19 protein-coding genes are annotated in these 19,681 nt (G+C 55.3%); 12 read left to right on the plus strand and 7 right to left on the minus strand.

Annotated features, from left to right (window positions below; genetic code table 11):
* Positions 1 to 31 precede the first annotated feature (31 nt).
* Positions 32 to 415 (minus strand): FAD-dependent oxidoreductase, encoded by a 384-nt coding sequence (locus IEX10_RS20210; protein ID WP_373287506.1) that lies wholly within the window; start codon positions 413 to 415, stop codon positions 32 to 34.
* Positions 416 to 757: 342 nt separating this feature from the next.
* On the opposite strand from IEX10_RS20210, the gene IEX10_RS13945 reads away from it, so the two are divergent.
* Positions 758 to 2,116 carry a formimidoylglutamate deiminase gene (locus tag IEX10_RS13945; RefSeq protein ID WP_188676518.1) on the plus strand — a complete coding sequence of 453 codons (1,359 nt, stop codon included), beginning with the start codon at positions 758 to 760 and terminating at the stop codon, positions 2,114 to 2,116.
* Here the strand turns inward: IEX10_RS13945 and IEX10_RS13950 are convergent.
* On the minus strand, positions 2,077 to 2,664 hold the full coding sequence (locus IEX10_RS13950) for a HutD/Ves family protein (protein WP_188676521.1): 588 nt from the start codon (positions 2,662 to 2,664) through the stop codon (positions 2,077 to 2,079). The two genes, IEX10_RS13945 and IEX10_RS13950, sit on opposite strands and share 40 nt — an antisense overlap.
* A gap of 105 nt (positions 2,665 to 2,769) precedes the next feature.
* Between IEX10_RS13950 and IEX10_RS13955 the strand changes: the two genes are divergently transcribed.
* Entirely contained in the window at positions 2,770 to 3,906 is a 1,137-nt protein-coding gene (locus IEX10_RS13955) for an S-(hydroxymethyl)glutathione dehydrogenase/class III alcohol dehydrogenase (RefSeq protein ID WP_188676523.1), read from the plus strand.
* A gap of 135 nt (positions 3,907 to 4,041) precedes the next feature.
* On the opposite strand, the gene IEX10_RS13960 is transcribed toward IEX10_RS13955, so the two are convergent.
* Complete coding sequence (locus IEX10_RS13960; RefSeq protein ID WP_188676526.1) at positions 4,042 to 5,082, minus strand: aromatic ring-hydroxylating dioxygenase subunit alpha; 1,041 nt, start codon at positions 5,080 to 5,082, stop codon at positions 4,042 to 4,044.
* A gap of 374 nt (positions 5,083 to 5,456) precedes the next feature.
* On the opposite strand from IEX10_RS13960, the gene IEX10_RS13965 reads away from it, so the two are divergent.
* Entirely contained in the window at positions 5,457 to 6,359 is a 903-nt protein-coding gene (locus IEX10_RS13965; protein WP_188676529.1) for a LysR substrate-binding domain-containing protein, read from the plus strand.
* An 11-nt stretch (positions 6,360 to 6,370) separates the two neighbouring features.
* On the opposite strand, the gene IEX10_RS13970 is transcribed toward IEX10_RS13965, so the two are convergent.
* Positions 6,371 to 7,396 carry a hypothetical protein gene (locus IEX10_RS13970; protein ID WP_188676531.1) on the minus strand — a complete coding sequence of 342 codons (1,026 nt, stop codon included), beginning with the start codon at positions 7,394 to 7,396 and terminating at the stop codon, positions 6,371 to 6,373.
* A 279-nt stretch (positions 7,397 to 7,675) separates the two neighbouring features.
* Between IEX10_RS13970 and hutC the strand changes: the two genes are divergently transcribed.
* From hutC to IEX10_RS13985, 3 genes are all read left to right on the plus strand, one after another.
* Positions 7,676 to 8,365, plus strand: coding sequence for a histidine utilization transcriptional repressor HutC (gene hutC, locus IEX10_RS13975; RefSeq protein WP_188676532.1), 690 nt, complete (start codon positions 7,676 to 7,678; stop codon positions 8,363 to 8,365).
* 231 nt (positions 8,366 to 8,596) lie between these two features.
* Positions 8,597 to 9,298: a cytochrome c oxidase assembly protein gene (locus IEX10_RS13980; RefSeq protein ID WP_188676534.1), complete on the plus strand. Its 702-nt coding sequence runs from the start codon at positions 8,597 to 8,599 to the stop codon at positions 9,296 to 9,298.
* Between the two features lie 8 nt (positions 9,299 to 9,306).
* Positions 9,307 to 9,801 (plus strand): CopD family protein, encoded by a 495-nt coding sequence (locus tag IEX10_RS13985; protein WP_229678560.1) that lies wholly within the window; start codon positions 9,307 to 9,309, stop codon positions 9,799 to 9,801.
* On the opposite strand, the gene IEX10_RS13990 is transcribed toward IEX10_RS13985, so the two are convergent.
* Entirely contained in the window at positions 9,774 to 10,289 is a 516-nt protein-coding gene (locus IEX10_RS13990; protein ID WP_188676539.1) for a DUF2231 domain-containing protein, read from the minus strand. The two genes, IEX10_RS13985 and IEX10_RS13990, sit on opposite strands and share 28 nt — an antisense overlap.
* On the opposite strand from IEX10_RS13990, the gene IEX10_RS13995 reads away from it, so the two are divergent.
* The 5 genes from IEX10_RS13995 to IEX10_RS14015 all read left to right on the plus strand — a co-directional run bounded on the left by IEX10_RS13995 (position 10,266) and on the right by IEX10_RS14015 (position 16,217).
* Positions 10,266 to 10,976 (plus strand): cytochrome c oxidase subunit II, encoded by a 711-nt coding sequence (locus IEX10_RS13995; RefSeq protein ID WP_229678561.1) that lies wholly within the window; start codon positions 10,266 to 10,268, stop codon positions 10,974 to 10,976. The genes IEX10_RS13990 and IEX10_RS13995 overlap by 24 nt on opposite strands.
* Complete coding sequence (gene ctaD, locus IEX10_RS14000; protein WP_188676545.1) at positions 10,973 to 13,456, plus strand: cytochrome c oxidase subunit I; 2,484 nt, start codon at positions 10,973 to 10,975, stop codon at positions 13,454 to 13,456. Before IEX10_RS13995 ends, ctaD begins: the two co-directional genes overlap by 4 nt.
* Positions 13,453 to 13,770: a hypothetical protein gene (locus tag IEX10_RS14005; protein ID WP_188676548.1), complete on the plus strand. Its 318-nt coding sequence runs from the start codon at positions 13,453 to 13,455 to the stop codon at positions 13,768 to 13,770. The genes ctaD and IEX10_RS14005 overlap by 4 nt, the downstream gene beginning before the upstream one ends.
* A 111-nt stretch (positions 13,771 to 13,881) precedes the next feature.
* Positions 13,882 to 15,051 carry a CaiB/BaiF CoA transferase family protein gene (locus IEX10_RS14010; protein WP_188676551.1) on the plus strand — a complete coding sequence of 390 codons (1,170 nt, stop codon included), beginning with the start codon at positions 13,882 to 13,884 and terminating at the stop codon, positions 15,049 to 15,051.
* Entirely contained in the window at positions 15,048 to 16,217 is a 1,170-nt protein-coding gene (locus tag IEX10_RS14015; protein WP_188676555.1) for an acyl-CoA dehydrogenase family protein, read from the plus strand. Before IEX10_RS14010 ends, IEX10_RS14015 begins: the two co-directional genes overlap by 4 nt.
* Positions 16,218 to 16,225: 8 nt before the next feature.
* Here IEX10_RS14015 and IEX10_RS14020 read toward each other — a convergent pair whose 3' ends face one another.
* Positions 16,226 to 17,170 carry a LysR family transcriptional regulator gene (locus IEX10_RS14020; protein ID WP_188676558.1) on the minus strand — a complete coding sequence of 315 codons (945 nt, stop codon included), beginning with the start codon at positions 17,168 to 17,170 and terminating at the stop codon, positions 16,226 to 16,228.
* 97 nt (positions 17,171 to 17,267) lie between these two features.
* Positions 17,268 to 17,813 (minus strand): TetR/AcrR family transcriptional regulator, encoded by a 546-nt coding sequence (locus IEX10_RS14025; protein WP_188676562.1) that lies wholly within the window; start codon positions 17,811 to 17,813, stop codon positions 17,268 to 17,270.
* A gap of 313 nt (positions 17,814 to 18,126) precedes the next feature.
* Here IEX10_RS14025 and IEX10_RS14030 point away from each other — a divergent pair, with 313 nt between their 5' ends.
* Entirely contained in the window at positions 18,127 to 19,626 is a 1,500-nt protein-coding gene (locus IEX10_RS14030) for an ABC transporter substrate-binding protein (RefSeq protein WP_188676565.1), read from the plus strand.
* The last annotated feature ends 55 nt before the right edge of the window (positions 19,627 to 19,681 follow it).

A 19,681-nucleotide genomic window follows, 5' to 3' on the forward strand; every position in this document is an offset into this window, starting at 1 on the left:
TATTCCCGCGGCGCATTCTATGCGTCAACGGTCAAAAGTTGCGGTTCATTGAAATACCAATGAGAGACAGAACCGTTCCCACAATCACGAAATCCACGTCAAGCACTGTGCCACCGCTCAGCTGCGCGCTTTGCACACGTTCGTCACCTTGCAATTTGGACAGATCAACGCCTTCGGTAATTTCCATACCATAAGATCGGTCCAACGCCCGAAAATAGCCAGAGGTCTGCGGAGCCGCAACACGCTCCAGAATGCGATCTGCCACTTCCACCAGCGTAATTTTGGGCCCACTTTTCGCCGCAACTGACGCCGCTTCCGGTCGGATATACCCGCCACCGCCAATAAGAACCCGTGCACGCTTTTTAAAAAAAGGCGTCATCCGGTTAATATCGGCCAGCGAGCGAATGGTGAGCACTTTGTCCAATTCCCCCAGAAGATAGGCTGTAGACAGCGGTGGACGCTGATACAGCGGGGCGTTTTCTTAACCGATAAGGGTGATCCCGCCAGTATGCCCCAATGCCCGCAACCTGAATGCGGCAGAAGACCCTGCCAGCCCTGCCCCTGTTAACTAAATGTTGTCAGAAGCAATTGGGTGTTGACCGATTGGGCAAACCATCTCTTTTGTGCATCGCAGTCGTGCGGTAGTAGAAAGAAGCTAGTCGATTGGGAAATTCGTTCCAACAGACCTTAAAATCTTCTTTCTAAGTACAAGCGTATGCATTATATGTGCATACATAAAAATACGGGAGTCGTTCAAATGATTTTTGCGAAACAAGCTCTGATCTCTACCGGTTGGGTGAAAAATGTGCGTTTGACGCTCTCAGAGGGGCGCATTGCATCACTTGACACAGACGAAACCGCGCAGGACGGTGACACGCAAGTTGATGTACTGCTGCCAGCACTCGCCAACCTGCATTCCCATAGCTTTCAGCGGGCTATGGCGGGGATGACAGAGTATCGCAAAGCGGGAAAAGACAGCTTTTGGACGTGGCGCGATTTAATGTACCGCTTTACCAAACACCTCTCGCCAGACCAGATCGAAGCGATTGCCGCACTGGTGTTTATGGAGATGCAGGAAGCGGGGTATGCAAGCGTTGGTGAGTTTCACTATATCCACCACCAGCCCGATGGCTCGCCCTATGACGACCTTGGTGAACTGTCGGGGCGTATTGCTTCGGCGGCTGGGAACACCGGCATTGGCCTGACCCACTTGCCGGTTCTGTATTCCTATGGCGGCGCAGGTCAGGTGCCACTGGAATCCGGTCAGGCCAGATTTGGCAATCCGGTTGAACGGTTTAACACACTTGTTGAGCGTGCCCGCGATCTGGTTAGCAACCTGTCTGCGGACTGTCAGGTCGGAATTGCGCCCCACTCCCTGCGGGCCACTTGTCCCGAAGCTCTGGCCGTAGTGCTTCAAGACCACGGCAATGGCCCTGTCCATATCCACATTGCAGAGCAGCCGAAAGAAGTAGAAGATATATCAAAATGGCTTGGCGCGCGCCCTGTCGAATGGCTGTTGGAAAACGCGGATGTTTCGAAAAACTGGTGCCTGATCCACGCGACCCATATGACGCAAAGTGAAACACAAAACATGGCCCAATCCGGTGCCGTGGCTGGGCTTTGTCCGATCACGGAAGCCAATCTGGGGGATGGTCCGTTCAATGGTCCAGAGTATCTGTCCCACGGCGGGCGGTTTGGTGTCGGTTCGGATTCTAACGTACTGATCTCTTTGACAGAAGAACTGCGAACCCTTGAGTATTCCCAACGACTGCGGGACGTTGCCCGTAATGTTATGGTGGTGGGGGAAGGCTCTATTGGTGAGACACTTTATTGCGGTGCGGCCCGTGGTGGCGCACAGGCGCTCAACCGTGGCGCGGGTGAAATCTCTGTTGGTGAACTGGCTGATCTGGTGGCGATAGACAGCACTGACACCGCACTCTGCGCGCTGGAATCCCACCAACTTCTGGATGGGATTTGCTTTGCCGGAAGAGACCGCGTTGTCACCGATGTGTGGTCCGCCGGTCGCCACTCGGTCAAGGGCGGCCAGCATGTGCAACGGGAGCGGATTGTTGCAGATTATCGCTCTGCTATGCAAAGCCTGATGTCTGCACTTTGATCTAACGGCTGGATTAGAATTTCCAGCACCGCATCCCCCTGATCAAGCACCACCGGCGCTTGGTCTGACGAGGTCAGAAACAGGCTGTCCCCTACCCCAAACCCCTGCGCTTCACTCTGCGGGGTGCCTTGCAGCACATGCAAAACACAGATGCTTTGGTCCGTTGGGGGGGCAATTTGATCGGGGCCACGGCTGACTTTTGCATGTGCCCTGCAAAGTGTCGGATCAAACATCAGGTTAAGATCGGTCAGCGGGCCGTCCGGCAGATGGGACACAACCTCCAATCCTCCGTCGAACTTCAACGGAGTCCACGAGTGGGCATGCAGTACCCCGTCATCATGGCGCAACTCCATTGAATGGTCAGACACAACCGTCAGGATTCGTGTCAAACCTTCGAAATTGGAAAACGGCCCTTCCATATCTACATCCGCCCGGCTTATACGCCAGGCGAGCGCGTCACCACGCATGCCCGTCGCGATATTGCGTGTGATGCCCCCGCCGTTTTTCCAAGGGACGCCGATTAGATCTTTCCGTCGAAGTTTTTGCATAAAATTGCTCCTAATGACCTTAGTGGCCCGCCATGTTACTTGACACTATTCGACACAGAATAATAAGCATTAGGTAAATATGTACAGACAAAAAGAGAGCGCATTATGAGAACCCGTGCAGCCGTCGCGTTGGAAGCTGGCAAACCCCTCGAAGTCATGGATGTAGAACTGGACGGCCCGAAGGCCGGAGAGGTCTTGATCGAAGTGAAAGCAACCGGCCTGTGCCATACGGACGAGTTTACACGCTCCGGTGCGGACCCCGAAGGCCTGTTCCCGACCATCCTCGGGCATGAAGGCGCTGGCGTTGTCATGGAAGTTGGCGAGGGCGTCACAACCCTGAAGCCCGGCGATCACGTGATCCCGCTTTATACACCGGAATGCCGCGAATGTTATGCCTGCCTGTCAGGCAAAACCAACCTTTGCACTGCGATCCGCGGCACACAGGGTCAGGGTTTGATGCCTGATGGGACGACGCGGTTTAAAATGCTGGATGGCACGCCGATCTACCACTACATGGGGTGTTCTACCTTTGCGAACCATACAGTACTGCCTGAAATCGCGCTCGCCAAGGTGCGCGAAGACGCGCCGTTTGATAAGATTTGCTACATCGGGTGTGGTGTCACAACTGGCATTGGTGCCGTGATCAATACTGCTGGCGTCGAACTGGGCGCTTCTTCTGCGGTCTTCGGACTCGGCGGTATTGGCCTTAATGTGATTCAGGGCCTGCGCATGGCTGGGGCGGACATTATTATCGGTGTCGATCTTAACGACGACAAAGCGGAAATGGCCAAAAAGTTTGGCATGACCCATTTTGTGAACCCGTCCAAACTGCCCGAGGGTCAAACCGTGGTGGATGCGATTGTCGAGATTACCAAGTCGGAAAAAGACAACTTCGGCGGCGTGGACTACTCGTTCGATGCAACCGGCAACGTGAATGTGATGCGCGATGCGCTGGAATGCTCCCACCGCGGCTGGGGCGTTTCGGTCATCATCGGTGTTGCACCGGCGGGTGCTGAAATTTCGACCCGTCCTTTCCAACTGGTTACAGGGCGTGTTTGGAAAGGCACGGCGTTTGGCGGCGCGAAGGGGCGGACTGACGTGCCGAAATTTGTGGATTGGTACATGGAAGGCAAGGTCGAAATCGACTCCATGATCACCCACAAGCTGAAGCTTGAAGACATCAACGAAGGCTTTGAGCTGATGCACGCTGGCAAATCAATCCGCGCAGTTGTGGAATTCTAAACGTCGTTTGGCAAATGCTGCGTTAGGGCGCCCTTCGTTAGGACCCCGAACGCAGCCCCCTAGCGACTACGCCATAGGAAAAGGCCACCCCCGCACCAGGGAGTGGCCTTTTTCAATGGGACGTTAATTCATCATTCAGGCAAGCACGGTCTCGCCGACCTGCTCTGCATCGATCAAACGTTGCAGTTTCATGCGGAAGGTCTTTGCCCCGAGATCAAGCCCGAGATCGATATTCGGCGTGACTTTTTCCGCCATGTGTTTGTGCACAGCTTCAAGAACTTCTTTGTCCTCGTTAAAGGCCATGATTGCGCCATCGTTCATCTTTTTAGACACTGCAGCATCGTGCGGATCAGTGTTGCGATGTTGGAACCAGATGTACTGGGTGTTGTTTTCATCGACGGGTGTCATGAAATTGTAAGAGATGTTGATATAGGTCTCATCTGTCAGCGGCGCATCCTCACCCCCTGTGCCAACAGGCGTGTAAATTGATTTGTTCAGCGCGGTGGACGGAACACACAGTTCGTAGTGTTGTTTGCGGTCACAATTGCCTTTGAACTTCACCAGATCTTTATAATAGGGCGAAGGTGGCTGGTCGTGAATCCAGCGTGACACAATCACTCCGCGATCCGTCTGATCCATTTGCAGGGGCGCGTCATCAGTGCCTCCGCCGGCGAATGATGTCACGTGAACCCACGCAACATGGCTTGGATCGAGCAGATTATCACAGACCCACAGGTAGTTGCACGCAATCGGCAACATGCCACCATCCGTATAGCCCCACGATGGGTTGTCGTAGTTTTCGATCTCAAAGATGTCGTTTGGATCAGCTTTGTCCGGATCGCCCATCCAAATCCACAGCAGGCGGTAGCGGTCAACGACCGGATAGGATTTTACCACCGCGCGACGCGGTGTCATTCCGCGCTGGGTGGGGGAATCCGTGCATTTGCCGGTGCAGTCAAACGTCAGACCGTGGTATCCGCACACCACGTTATCGCCTTCCAACTGCCCCATCGACAACGGCAGTTTACGATGGGGACAGGCGTCTTCAAGGGCTACTGGCTTGCCGTCTGACTGACGATAGAAAACGACGTTTTCACCGAGCAATTTCTGGGCCTTCAAATCGCGGCCGTAATCCCTACTCCATCCGGCAACATACCAGCAATTGCGCAAAAACATCGGGTTCTCCTAGTTATTCGTTTAACCGCAGGATAAGCCCAGAACTCTGCAAGTGCCATGCAGTTCTATTTATGCGCAAGTTTAGCTGGTCTTATGACGGATGACTGCGTATCGGGCTGTCAATTTAACGGGAACTAACCAATATATGACCGCAGATATCGGCGCGAAAATTGGTCCCATTGGACCGGCTTGCCATTTAAATTGCACAGACATAACATAAGCAAATACGCCGGATCCGGAAACTTTGCAGTGAAGCGGGAATGGGAGGTTCCAGTCGCCAACACCCGATTGGGATGTGCGCCATCCCTGATTGACCGGCGATTTTACGATGTAAGGTCCCGCGCCAAACAGTCTATTTGAAAAAGTGTCTAGCCATGCTGAAAACCCTGCCATTCAATGCCCTTAGAACACTGGAATCCGTGGTTAGACTTCGCGGTTTCGGGCGGGCTGCGGATGAACTTAACATCTCTCAAAGTGCTGTTAGTCAACACATAAAACAACTTGAGGAGTGGCTCGGGCATCAGCTTTTAATTCGCAAGAACCCCAAAGTAATTCCAACCGATGATGGCACCCGTCTGGCCAATGCTGCGCGCAATGGATTTGGTATGGTAGAAGCGGTCTGCGACAGCCTTCGTGACAGCAAAAAATCCGCGAGCAAAGGGCTCCTTGTCGCCGCTCCGCCTGGCTTTGCTTTTATCTGGCTGCTGCCAAGGCTTCTTGATTTTAACGATAGCCATCCGGGCATTCAGATTTCACTTTCAACGGATCCAAAATCGCTCGATCCGACCACCAGCGAAGCAGATGTGATTATCGCATACAGCACCGGTGGCTTTCCCAGCCTTCATTCAGAAAAACTTATGAGTGAACGGATGTCTCCCGTCTGCACACCCAAGCTGGCGGAGCAGATAAGATCCCCGCAAGATTTGGAGCATCATACAATTTTGCAAGACGGTCAGTCCGAGACCGAACATCTGTCCAACTGGGAATTCTGGGCCTCTGAACTTGGGATTAAGCTGCCAATTACACAGAGAAAACAGGTCTACAGTCAGGCCAATATGGTCATTCAGGCGGCGATCAACGGCTCTGGCGTGGCGATGGGGCGTTGCCCGCTGGTGATTGATGCGCTTGAGAACGGGCAATTGGTGCGCCCCTTCAGGCAAGAGGCGCAATCGCAGTTTTCCTATTGGTTTGTCTGCGCCCACAACAAGGCACATTCAAAGTTCATGCAGGAATTCCGCAATTGGCTGCACGATCAGGCGGAACCCTTAAACGCCTGATCCGTTAAGGCTCAGGCGTAGGCCAGTCGCCCGCATGGGGCTTGACCGACTGCCGTTTTAGGGTGATCGAAAATTTCTTTCAATTCGGGGAATTGTGACAGAACCTCTGTCCCGCCTTCCAAACGCTCGGGGTGAAGACGCCCTTCGTCCCAGACAGCAACGCCATCAAGACGCACTGTCGGGTCAAGTACGTTAAGCGAAATTTCACCCGGAGGATAACCGCCACATGTGTGGATGTGCAGGATGCGCGGGTTGCCAAAAGCGCCACCACTCCAGCGTTCAAAATGGCGCGCGGCTTCCTGTTCATACGACAGACCGGGGTGGATACCGGCGTGCCATGAATGGACGCCGTATGTGTCGATATCAAACCGCTTACCTACAAATTCATAGTGGGCTTTGGCAGCATCCACGTCAGCCTCTGCGCCATCAAACTCGACAATGCGAGAGCCCTCAATCTTGACGAACAGTATGTCCTTCACTTCGCAGGACCACGGGGTGTAGAAATTGGAACCCGTGCCAGTCAAGAACCCCACCTGTGCAATCCGTCCGGTGAACCCTTTGGACGGCACGGGCGTGAAGACCGACAAAGGAAAGCGTTTCAGCGTTGTATCACCGCATGTTGTGTTAAAATCGAGCGCCGAACCGCGATAATCCGTGCCCGCAGAACAGGTTACATGGATGTCCTCTGCTGTCGCCAAGGCGTTGTCGATGACCCGCTTTATGGCGGCAAAAGCTGCGTAATTTGTTTCGCCAAAGGGCGATCCCATCATATTACAATCCAAGGCGTAGCTCATGACTTGTGTGGTTTTACAACTGTTGGAGCGGAACCGGATCTGATCTCCGAGGCGGGCCAAAAACACGGCGCAATCAACGGCTTCGATGCGTGCAGACAGGTCCGGATCCAGAACAGTCGCATGCTTGTTCACAGGTACGCCGTAAAGCTGCGCCTCAAATCCCAGATCAGCTGCAGCCTTGGCAAGCCCCCGCGCAAGTTCGGGATCATAATAACCGTCTTCTTCCGTTTCATGAATAAACAAAACCGATTGCCCCTTTCGGCATCCGGCACAATTCACCAACAGGTTATGCGCGCTTCTGGCCAAACGGTCCTGAACATCTCCGTGCACGGTTTTCTCCTTCTGCCACGCTACACAGGCGGGCGGTCTGCATTTGGAGAAGACCTACCAAGGGGCAAAATTCCTAGCTATATACGAGAAGTTATGCTCTGCATTCGATTACCTTATGGGAGGTGGCAAATCCTTGCTTAATTGGTCAAATAAATTATAAAGATAGACATAATAAACATTCAGGGCAGTTAGATGCGCATTAGTTACCGCGATGTTAAAGCAGAAATCCTAAATCGCATCCGAAGCAACACCTGGCCTCTGGGGACAAACCTACCCGGTGAAATCGAACTGGCTAAGGAATTCGGCTGTGCCCGCGCCACCATGAACCGCGCCATGCGCGATCTGGTTGATGATGGTATTTTGGAACGCAAGCGTAAGGCTGGCACCAAGGTAAAGCAGTCTCCGGTGCGTCAGGCGCAATTTTCCATTTCCATCGTGCGCGAGGAGGTGGAACAAGCCGGCTCTGTTTATTCCTATAGTCTGATAGAGCGTGAACTGATCCCTGCACCTGCATGGCTGCGTGAACGGATCAAAGTCGCAAAAGATGCGCCGATCTTACACTTGAAGTGCATGCACTACTCCGGAAAAAACCCGTATCAGTTCGAAGACCGTTGGATCAATCTGGACGTGGTCCCCGCCGCGCGGGAGTTCGATTTTGAAGACGTCGGTCCGAACGAATGGCTGATCCAGCAGATACCGTTTTCCACGGGTGAGTTGGTTTTTTCTGCCACCAACGCCCCGGAAAGCATAGCGCGCTTTTTAAAGGCCCCCGTCGATACGGCCCTGTTTTCTGTGGAACGGACCACATGGCTGGAAGACAAAAGCGTCACTTACGCGCAGCTTTATTTTGCCCGTGATCACAAAATGACCACCTACATCTGACGCTACTTGGTGAACTTGCACGGCCCTCTTCTTGAAGACTCTGCAACCGACGCTTGCCAGCCTGTCCGATGCAAATCACCTGAAGTGGTCATTTCCTCGACCCGCTTACGTTTCGGTTTATGTCCAAGGACGGCAGGCGCGCAGCCATGCGTCGCCGTTGCAGTTGTGCTGCACGAAGGCTAGGACTGACACAGACCGTTGCTTTGGGACGAGCATAAGGGAGCGCTTTACATGGAGAGGATCTACTGCGGGCCACCGCCCCTGCCACAGGAGCTTTGGAGCAGCTGGAACTTTGATCCACTGCTTTTGCTGTGTCTGGCGGGCATGGCATATCTGCTACGGGGCAGTGCAGTTGGTCTAACGGCAGTCGCAGTCCTGATTGTGGCGTTCATCTCACCGCTGTGTGCGCTGTCATCGGCGTTGTTTTCGGCGCGTGTGGTGCATCATGTGCTTCTTATCGCGGTTGCAGCACCCCTGCTGGCCTTGGCGATCAACACCCGCAAGCCGGTTTCAATAGCCGTCCCCTTCGTTGTTTCGAGCGTTATCCTGTGGGGCTGGCATCTGCCGGTTGCTTACGACCTCGCCCTGTCCAATGTTGCGGTTTACTGGCTTATGCAGATTAGCCTTCTAACCAGTGCCATCTGGTTCTGGCGAGCGGTCCTTGCGGGGGAGGATGCAGTCGTGGAGCGGATCGCCTATATCGTCGCCGGGTTCGCGCAGATGGGGATGCTGGGCGCGGTCCTGACCTTTGCCCCCGCTGCCCTGTTCGCTGCCCATGCGCTTGCGCCGTTCGACTGGGGGCTGACCCCGCTGCGGGACCAACAGCTTGGCGGGTTGATCATGTGGGTTCCTGCAGGCCTGCCTTATGCGATGGCCGCTGCCTTGCTGGCGCGCCATCACTGGGGCCAACTGACGCGCGGTGCCGCGTGGTAGAGTGGATTTTGTCAACGATACCTCTGTTCAAAGTGGTGCACATCGCAGCGCTTCTGACGTGGTGCGGCGGATTGCTGGCCTTACCATTGATGTTGTCCCGCCACGATCCTGACGGGCTGGCGGAGGATTACCGTCGGATACGTCACGCAACCCATAATGTTTACACTCTCGTTGTTACACCTGCTGCCGTGTTCACTGTGATAGCCGGAACTTGGCTGATCTTTCTGCGCGGCGTGTTCGTGCCTTGGCTGTTTGCGAAACTTGTCTTTGTGGTGCTGCTTGTGGTGGCTCATGTCTGGATTGGGCATATCGTTGCGAAGGTTGCCGAACTGCCCGAAGATCACACACCACCGCGTCCGACCTTGCCATTGCTGGCCGTTTGTGTGCCGATCGTTGCGATCCTGATCCTCGTGCTTGCCAAACCTGCGTTAGACGGGATCACATTTCCGGACTGGTTGCTGGAACCCCGCGGCGGTCAGTTGCCTTTTGAGGTGCCAAGTTGATAGTCAAACACCAACTTACCACCATGCCAGCCAGTGAAACTGACCACCAACACGCACAGGCCCGACAGCAGAATACCATAGGGCAGCACCGCATCTTCATATCCGAAAAGCCGGTAGCCCCAGTTCGCCCCCAGCAAAGCGAGGAGTGTGACGGCAATTATAAAATGGGTCCACGCTGGTGCACGGGCGCGAATGCCGGGCACCAGCAACAGTTCCGCCGTGCCCGAAACACCGGCAAGCATCCCGAACAGGAACCCTGTCCCCGCCGCCCAAAGCGCGGCCCGCGCCCAGAAGACATCCCCGGTCCACCAGTAGATAGCATCCGCGCCGAGCACACAGAACGTCAGCGCCACAGGGAAGGCGACGCTCATTGCGTGGATGGGATGGCCGTGAATAGCAATGCGCGATTCCGTCTGGTCAAACCCCGGCATCTCGCTGATCGGGTCGATCAGGTCCTCGGTGTTTTGATCCTTGGTCTGCTCCGCCATATCGCCGCCATCCTTCGATTTTTCGTGCCTGCCACGTTGTTCATCCTGCTTACAGGGTGCGAGGGGGCGCTTTCAACTGTTGATCCGGCAGGACCGGCCGCACGTTCCATCACGACACTGTGGTGGGTGATGCTGGCAGGCGCGTCAGGGATATTCGGACTGGTGATGATCTTGCTGGTATTCTCCTTCCGCCGCAACAGCGAAAGCGGTGTAGAAGCGAGGCAGGAAAGTATTTGGATACTGGGCTTCGGGCTCGTCTTTCCAGCGGTTATTCTTGGCGCCTTGCTTGCCTATGGGTTGGTGATTGGCGCGCAACTATCGCCGCAAAACGGCGCTAACGCGGTGAAGGTCACAGCAGAGGCCCGTCGCTGGGAATGGCGCTTCACCTACGCCGATGCCCCCGCGCTTGAGACAACAGGCACACTGCATATACCGGCAGGTCGCCCTGTGGATATCGCGATCACCACTGCGGATGTGATCCACAGTTTCTGGGTTCCCCGTCTGGCAGGCAAGCTTGACGCGATCCCCGGCCACATCAATACCCTGCGGCTGGAGGCGGATATGCCGGGCACCTACAAAGGCGTCAGCGCAGAGTTTAGCGGCGCGGGATATGAAGCCTTTACCTTTCGAGTCATCGCGCACACCGAAGCTGGATGGACCAAATTTTTACAGGGACAACCGGAATGAACGCGCTAGAGAGACATCGCAAACTCACTGAAATCTGGGCCTCTGACAAAGGATTCAAGGGCTGGTTTTCAACGGTCAACCACAACGATCTTGGCCGGATGTTTTTGGTCACGGCCTTCTTTTTCTTCATTGTCGGCGGATTGCTGGCAATGTTGATCCGCGTGCAATTGGCGACCCCTCATTCGGCGTTTGCAGGACCGGAAATCTACAACCAGATTTTCACCATGCACGGCACGGTGATGATGTTTCTCTTTGCTATCCCGACGTTTGAGGGGCTGGCGATTTATCTGCTGCCCAAGATGCTCGGCACCCGCGATCTGGCTTTCCCGCGCCTCACGGCCTATGGCTTTTGGTGTTATGCTTTTGGTGGGTCGATGCTGATTGTTGCCATGCTGTTCGGTATCGCGCCGGATGGGGGGTGGTTTATGTACCCGCCCCTGACCAGCGCGATCCATTCACCCGGCATCAACGCGGATTTCTGGCTGATCGGCATCACCTTTGTGGAAATTTCCGCCATCGCTGCCGCGGTGGAAATTACCGTGTCGGTGCTGAAATACCGCGCCCCTAGCATGTCGCTGGCCAAGATGCCCATATTCGCGTGGTATGCGTTGATCACGGCACTGATGATCCTGACGGGGTTTCCGCCGCTGATCCTTGGCTCTGTCCTGCTGGAACTGGAACGCGCGTTTGGTTTGCCGTTCTTTCAGGTGGACCTCGGCGGGGATAGTTTGCTCTGGCAGCATCTGTTCTGGCTGTTCGGCCACCCTGAGGTCTATATCATCTTTCTGCCTGCAGCGGGGGTGATTTCGACCGTGCTGCCGGTGATGTGCCGCACGACACTTCTTGGTTATGGCTGGATCGTGTCTGCCGCTGTAGCACTGGCGTTTTTGTCTTTCGGGTTGTGGGTCCACCACATGTTTACAACAGGCATTCCGCACATGGGACTGGCGTTCTTTTCTGCGGCCTCAACCCTTGTGGCAGTGCCAACCGGTGTTCAGATATTCGCGTGGATCGGCACCATGTGGAAAGGCCGCCCCGAATTGCACCTTCCGATGCTCCACATCCTCGGGTTCTTTTTTACCTTTGTGATTGGCGGGCTGACAGGGGTTATGGTAGCGGTTGTGCCCTTCGACTGGCAAGCCCATGACACCGCATTCATCACGGCACACCTGCATTACGTGCTGTTTGGCGGCTTTGTTTTTCCGATCTTCGCGGGGGTCTACTATTGGCTGCCCCATTTTACTGGACGTAAGCGGTTTTTCTGTTTGGGAGAGTTGGCATTCGCGTTGGTCTTTGTTGGATTTCACGTCACGTTTCTGGCGATGCACTGGGTCGGATTGCTCGGCCAGCGGCGGCGCATCCCGACTTACGCGCCAGAGGACGGCTGGACTGCGATTAATCTGATCTCTTCTGTGGGGAGCTTTATTCTGGCCATCGGAATCGCGATGATTTTGGTCGATGTGGTCCTGCACATCGTCACCGCTCATCGCGGCAGGCGCAATCCCTGGAATGCCACAACCCTAGAGTGGGCGATGATTACTCCTGCACCTGCCTACACATTTGCAAGCCTGCCGCGCATCACGTGGCGAGACCCGTTAAGCGCTGAACCGGATCTTGCCGTAAGTCTGGCGCGCGGCGAAGGGTATCTTGGAACACCGCGACACAACTGGCGCGAGACTTTGGCCGTGGATATCGCCAGCGGGAAACCCGAGATGCATGTCCTGTATCCGGCAAACACCAGGCTGCCCATCCTGATGTCGGCGGTAACGGGCCTGTTCTTTCTGTCATTGCTGATGAAATTCTACTGGACCGTTCCGCTGGCGATGGGGGGCGTTGCATTTCTGGCGTGGAAATGGGTCTGGGGCTTGGGCCTGCGGCAGGATCAGGCGGTGCAGAGCGTTGGTCACGGGCTAAGCCTCCCGAATGCCGCCACAGTTGCACGATCACCGGGCTGGTGGGGAACGGCCTTCCTGCTGACTGCAAATGCTACGTTCTTTGGTGCGCTTCTCTTCGGGTTTGCGTTTTTATGGACCATTGCGCCGGGTTGGCCGCCACCCGCATGGTTTACTCCTTCCATATTCGAACTCGGCGTTGGCATCAGCGGCGCGGCACTTGCGCCCTTAGCCATACGTCACGCAACCCGCGTGAATGAGAGCGGAGGCACTCCGTTTCCGACTGTTATCCTAGCCCTCTGTGGGATCGTCGCGCTTGGCTTTGCATGCGCTTCTTTGATGTGGCGCGCACCTACCCCGAATGAACATGCCTACGGGGCAACCATGCTGGTGCTTGGGGGCTACGGGACGTTCCACACAGCAATCTCAGGTTTGATGGGGGGCTTTTTGACAGCACAGATCCGAAGCGGGTACACCTCGGCCAATCGACGCGCAGCCTTTCCGATAGTTGGGCTCTGGGTCAAGTACACCAGCGCGACAGGTGTTATCATCCTTCTGGCGGCCCATCTACCCGGGCTCATCCCGTGACGGAGGTTCTGCGCATCCTGATCGCGCCACTGGTGTGGCTGGCTTCCTTCAGTGCGATTTATGGATTGCACGGTTTGTTGTGCCAAAACGCGCTTGCCGCAGTCGCGGGCTTCCCTGCCGAGCGGGCTGTTCTGATGGCGGCCTACGGGGTGGCCATTGCGTTACAGATCATACTGCTGTGGATATTACATCACCCCCGCTTTGCCGCCCCTTCTGGACTGTTAAGGTTTGTCAGCCGTGCAAGCGGCTGGACAGGGCTGATTGCGTCAGTATGGACGCTGTTTCCGGTGGTTGCCTTACCCACCTGCTTTTAAGCGTATCAAAGCGCCATAGGCTAATACTATATCCCCCCACGCATTGTTGAATGATGCCCACGCGCCTAGTTTCTGGCAAGAGGGCACGAAAGGTTGAATCGAGGACTAAAAATGGCGGATTTATCGGGATTGTTTGTGGTGTCTGTGGAACAAGCCGTGGCAGCCCCCTATGTGTCTGCCCGTCTGGCAGAGGCCGGCGCCCGTGTCATAAAGGTCGAACGTCCCGAGGGAGATTTCGCCAGAAACTACGACGCACTTGTTCACGGAGAAAGCGCCTATTTCGTCTGGCTCAATCGCGGCAAGGAAAGCGTCTGTCTTGATCTGCGCGATGACAAGGACAAGGCACTGCTGTCAAAGCTGATCGCCCGCGCAGACGTTTTCATCCAGAACCTCGCCCCCGGCGCAATCGAACGTTTGGGCTTTGCGCCAGAGGCACTGCGGGCGGAAAACCCACGTCTGATAACCGTATCCATCAGCGGTTACGGCGAAGACGGGCCGATGGCGGATCGCAAAGCCTATGACCTGCTGGTGCAAGCGGAAAGCGGTCTGTCTGCGATCACCGGAAATGAATCCGGTCCTGCCCGTGTCGGTGTGTCGGTCTGTGATGTGGCCTGCGGGATGACCGCCTATCAATCGGTTCTTGAGGCGCTTATCGCCCGGGGCACCAGCGGCGAGGGGCGGCATCTGTCGATCAGCCTGTTCCACGCGCTTAGCGACTGGATGAACGTGCCCTATCTGCAATATGCCTACGGCGGCAAAACACCAGCGCGGGCCGGACTGTCCCATCCCACCATCGCGCCTTACGGGGTGTTCACCTGTGCGGACGGCGGTCAGATCCTGCTGTCGATCCAGAATGAACGGGAATGGATAAGGTTCTGTTCGGACGTTCTGGGCGATGACACGCTGGCCACCGATCCCCGCTTTGCCACCAATGCGCTGCGGGTTGAAAACCAGCCGGTACTGGATGGTCTTGTCGCTGGCGCTTTTGCTCTGCGCGAAAGGGCAGAGGTTGCGCGGATACTCGACGATGCGGCGATTGCCTTTGGTCAGGTATCTACGATGGAAGATCTGGCCGCGCATCCGCAGAACCGTTTTGTCACTGCGGACACGCCCTCGGGCCCTGTACGTCTTTTGGCACCGGGCACCCGGATCAACGGGGAGTCCCGTGACTTTGGCCCCGTCCCCGCGCTTGGTGCGCATACCGAAGCCCTGCGGGATGAGTTTTCATCTCCTGCAAAGCACACTAAACCAAAGCCTGAAACCGGAGAAAACTTGACATGACCCTGCCCACCAGCGCCTCCCCCAACCATGACGATTTGCGCAGCGCGCTGCGTGCCTTATGTGCCGGTTTCGCCCCAGAATACCACCGCAAGCACGCTCAGGACGGGACGTATCCATCAGAATTCATCGACGCGTTGACCCGCGATGGCTGGCTGGCTGCGATGATCCCAGAAAGCTATGGCGGCGCAGGGCTGGGCCTGACCGAAGCCTCTGTCATCATGGAAGAAATCAACCGTGGTGGCGGAAATGCAGGCCATTGCCACGGGCAGATGTACAATATGGGTACGCTCTTGCGCCACGGTTCGGACGCCCAAAAAGCCCGCTATTTGCCGGACATCGCATCTGGCAAGCTTAGGCTTCAATCCATGGCCGTGACAGAGCCGACGACCGGAACGGACACCACCAAGATTAAAACCACTGCACGCCGTGACGGGGATCGCTATGTGATCAACGGCCAGAAGGTCTGGATCAGCCGGCTGGAACATTCCGATCTGATGATCCTGCTGGCACGCACCACCCCGCTGGCAGAGGTGAAAAAGAAATCCCATGGGATGAGCATCTTTATTGTCGAACTGTCAAAAGCGCTTGGTCAAGGGATGGATATCCTGCCGATCCGCAACATGGTCGGGCATGAAACCCACGAGGTCTTCTTTGACAATCTGGAAATTCCCGCCGAAAATCTGATCGGCGAGGAAGGCATGGGCTTTCGCTATATCCTTGACGGATTGAATGCTGAACGAACCCTGATCGCTGCGGAGTGTATCGGGGACGGTTACTGGTTTCTGGAACATGCCGCAGATTATGCCAACGAACGGGTGGTCTTTGATCGCCCCATCGGGCAAAATCAGGGCGTGTCTTTCCCCCTTGCGCGGGCCTATGTGAATGTCGAAGCTGCCAATCTTATGCGTTTTGAAGCCTGCCGCCGGTTTGATGCCCAAGAAGACTGCGGGGCGCAGGCCAATATGGCAAAGCTGCTGTCTGCCGATGCGTCTTGGGAGGCGGCAAATGCATGTCTTCAAACCCACGGCGGCTTTGGCTTCGCTGAGGAATACGACATCGAACGCAAATTCCGCGAAACACGACTCTATCAGGTTGCGCCGATTTCAACCAACCTTATCCTAAGCTATGTGGCAGAGCATGTGCTCGGTTTGCCCAGATCTTTCTAGGGGATTGGCTATTCCGGCGTCCAGACCAGCTCTCCTTCCCAAATCCCACGCCCGACCATTTCAGCGGCGACTTTCAGGGTCATCTTTTCAATAGCAGCACTCGCGCGGGTTTGGGTGCGCAGCGGGTTCTTCACCAGATACACGGGCCGTGAAATCGTCGGGTCAACAATCGGGGATTTTAGCAGCTTGCCTTCTTGGACATAGTCATGGCAGGCCGCAGGTGCAAAGATCGAAAACCCCGACCCCCGCGCGACCAGCTCTTTGATCTGGGTCATCGCGTCCAATTCTGTCACCACATTCAGGCTGACACCGCTTTGTGCGGCGGCCTCTTCAACGATCCGGCGCAGGCCGTGGGGTTCGCCCGGAAGGATCAGATCCAACTGCTCTAGGGCTTTCAGGGGAACTGCGGCACCGGGTGGGGTGTCTAAGGGCCAAGCATCCGGTGCCGAAAAAAAGTAAAGTTGCTCGTTCAGCACATGGGTGGCGTGCAATCGGGATATGTCTTTAAGGTCATAGAGAAAGCCGATTTCTACTGTTTCGTCCTCAATCCACGACTTTATAAAACCGCTCATCGCTTCACTAACCCGCAGGCGGACCTGCGGCAGTTCCAGACGGACAGTTTCAGACAGGGGCACCGACATGACCATAGAAACCGACGGCGGCATTCCGAAGTGGACTTTACCCGCCACATGCTGACCTGTTTCGCGCAATTCGGTCACGCAGCGCGACATCGCCTCGCAGATCTCCTTGGCGTGGCGTAGCAGCAATTCGCCCTCGGCAGTTAGGGTGGAACCACGCGGGGACCGGACCACCAGCTGAACCTGCAGATCTTGTTCCATGTTCACCAAATGCTGGGACAGCGAGGGTTGTGCAATGTTCAGACGCAATGCCGCAGCCGACACAGAGCCGGTTTCTGCAATTGCGATGAAATACCGAAGCTGGCGAATATCCACGAAGGCTCCTTCAATAGGCGGTGACCGGACGATCCCGCGCCCTGCCCTTTCCAATTTAGACCAAAACGGCCACTTCACCTGAATAGAATGCAGAGGCTTATTCGGCAATCGCTTCGAAAACAGAGGTCATTTCAGCCAAACTGCGCGGATTATCGGTTAGCTGTAGCTGGAGAAGATAGCGGAACGCGCCGTCCAACCGCAGATACAACAGTTCTTTTTGCGCGCGCGTGTCTGCAAAGGGGCTCACCATTTCGATCAACTGATCTTCGATAGAACCAACCACCGGCACAAAGGTATTATCGAACATTGCCTGATTACGGATATCATACCAAAGCCGGTGCAATTCAGCTTCTCCGGCGTTTGTCTCGGCCATCGCGTGACAAAATGCGGTCCTTATATCTTTGCGTGTCGATAGTCCTTGCACAGCCGCAATGATCGTTTCGACAAAGGCACTTTTGTACTGCTGGACACAATAGATCAGCAGCTCGTCGTTATCTTCAAAGTAGTAGTGCAGACTGCCCATAGACATGTCCGACTGGGCCGCAATATTGCGTAAGGTGGTGCGCACATACCCATAAAGCCTTAGCGCATTGATCGCGCTCTGGGCGATTTCGCGTTTCCGGCTTTCGCGCTTGTAAATCATCGCGGTGATTGAACTGCTGCCGCAACGCCAAGCGCGGCAGACCTGCGCATGAAATCACAGCGAGAGTTTTTTTTGGCCTCAGATGCACGGTCGACAGTTTCTTGTTTAACCATATACGATTGAAAAATACATTCATTTTCAATTTTTTAATGACAAATTGCGCAAAAATTTTGGAAAGCCATATAAATCAAAAACGGAAGGCTTTCACCGAAAATCGACGCCTAAACTCAGATTGTTATTTTTCTACCAATTCTACTCAATAATGATAGAGTGGCACCATATTTCTGATTCTAACCACGGAAAGAGATTGATTATGATCAATGCCAAGGGACTGGTGATCGTCACGTTCGCGACTGCCACACTCGCCGGAGGTGCGATTGCGCAGGACATCGTTCGCATCGCTTCGCCTAACAAAGTTACGACGCTTGACCCGATTGCATCCGCAGCGGCGGGGAATATCGAAGCGTTCGGCCAGCTATACGCGCGGCTGCTGCGCAAGGACGCAGAAGGCAAATTGCAGCCTGCTCTGGCAGAAAGCTGGACAGTCTCGGATGACGGGCTGACCTATACGTTTGAGCTTCGGGACGCGAAGTTCTCGGACGGTTCAGAAATTACCGCAGAAGACGTTGCCTTCAGCCTGAACCGTGTCGCCAAGGACGAAGCTTCGGCCTATCCTGCGGCCTATGCACCGGTTTCCGCGTTCACGGCGGTCGATGAAGATACGGTTTCTCTGACACTCGATTACCCAAGCGCACCGATGCTATCCTATATGGAAATTTTTAACGCCGGTATCGTCAGCAAGGATGATGTCGAAGCCCGCGGCGAAGATGCTTTCGCCGCTGATCCCGTGTCCTCCGGTCCGTTTATGGTAGACGTCTGGAAACCAAATGACCGCCTCACCCTTAAGGCAAATCCGAATTACTGGCGGGAAGGCTATCCCAAAGTGGCCGGCGCCGACCTGATCGAGGTTCAGGACGATAACACCCGCACATCCATGATGCTTGCCGGCGAAATTGACGCCAACCGCGGCGTTCCTTTTGCTCAGGTGGATGAAGTTGATGCCAGCGATTCTGTGAATGTGCCGCTGTCCCCGTCTACGCTGATCTACGGCGTGATGCCAAACCACACCAAACCGCCGTTTGACAATCTGAATGTGCGGAAGGCTGCGGCAATGGCGCTGAACCGCGAGGCAACGACAAAGGCGATGACCCTTGGCAAAGCGGTTGTGGCGAACAGCACCCTGCCAAACGCGCTGACCTATCACAATGCTGACATCGCCCCGCCCGCTTACGATCCGGCGGCAGCGCGAGAGTTGTTGGAGTCCGAAGATGCGCTTGGGGCTGAAATCACCCTGATGATCACCCCGACCTTTGAACAGGCTGCTACCCTTCTGAAAGCACAATGGGACGCTGCAGGCTTTAAAACGACCGTCGAGCGTGTTGACGGTGGCCTGTGGTGGGATCGCCTGACTAAGGGTGATTATCAGGTGACAATCAACTGGTGGTACAACGAAACCGAGGATCCCGATCTGGCAGTTCGTTGGGCCGTTTGTGGCAGCTGTGGTAACAATTCCTACTACACTAACTACAACAACGAAGATGTAAACCAGATGGTAGAAGACGCCCTGCGCGAACAGGACGATGCCAAACGTGGTGCGCTGTATAAGGAAATCCAGCGTATTTCCACCGAAGAACTGGCGCAAATCCCGCTTTACTATCCTCCGTTTGCCAATGCCTATTCCACACGGATCAAGGGCCTGACCCTGACACCGGCGCTGCAATGGACACTGGAAGAAACAGAGATCGTTAACTGATCCAACGCTCCGGCTTGTCAGATCGGCAGGCCGGAGACCTTTGGCGGAGCATACC

This window comes from Neptunicoccus cionae (genome assembly GCF_014643735.1).
Taxonomy (GTDB): domain Bacteria; phylum Pseudomonadota; class Alphaproteobacteria; order Rhodobacterales; family Rhodobacteraceae; genus Amylibacter; species Amylibacter cionae.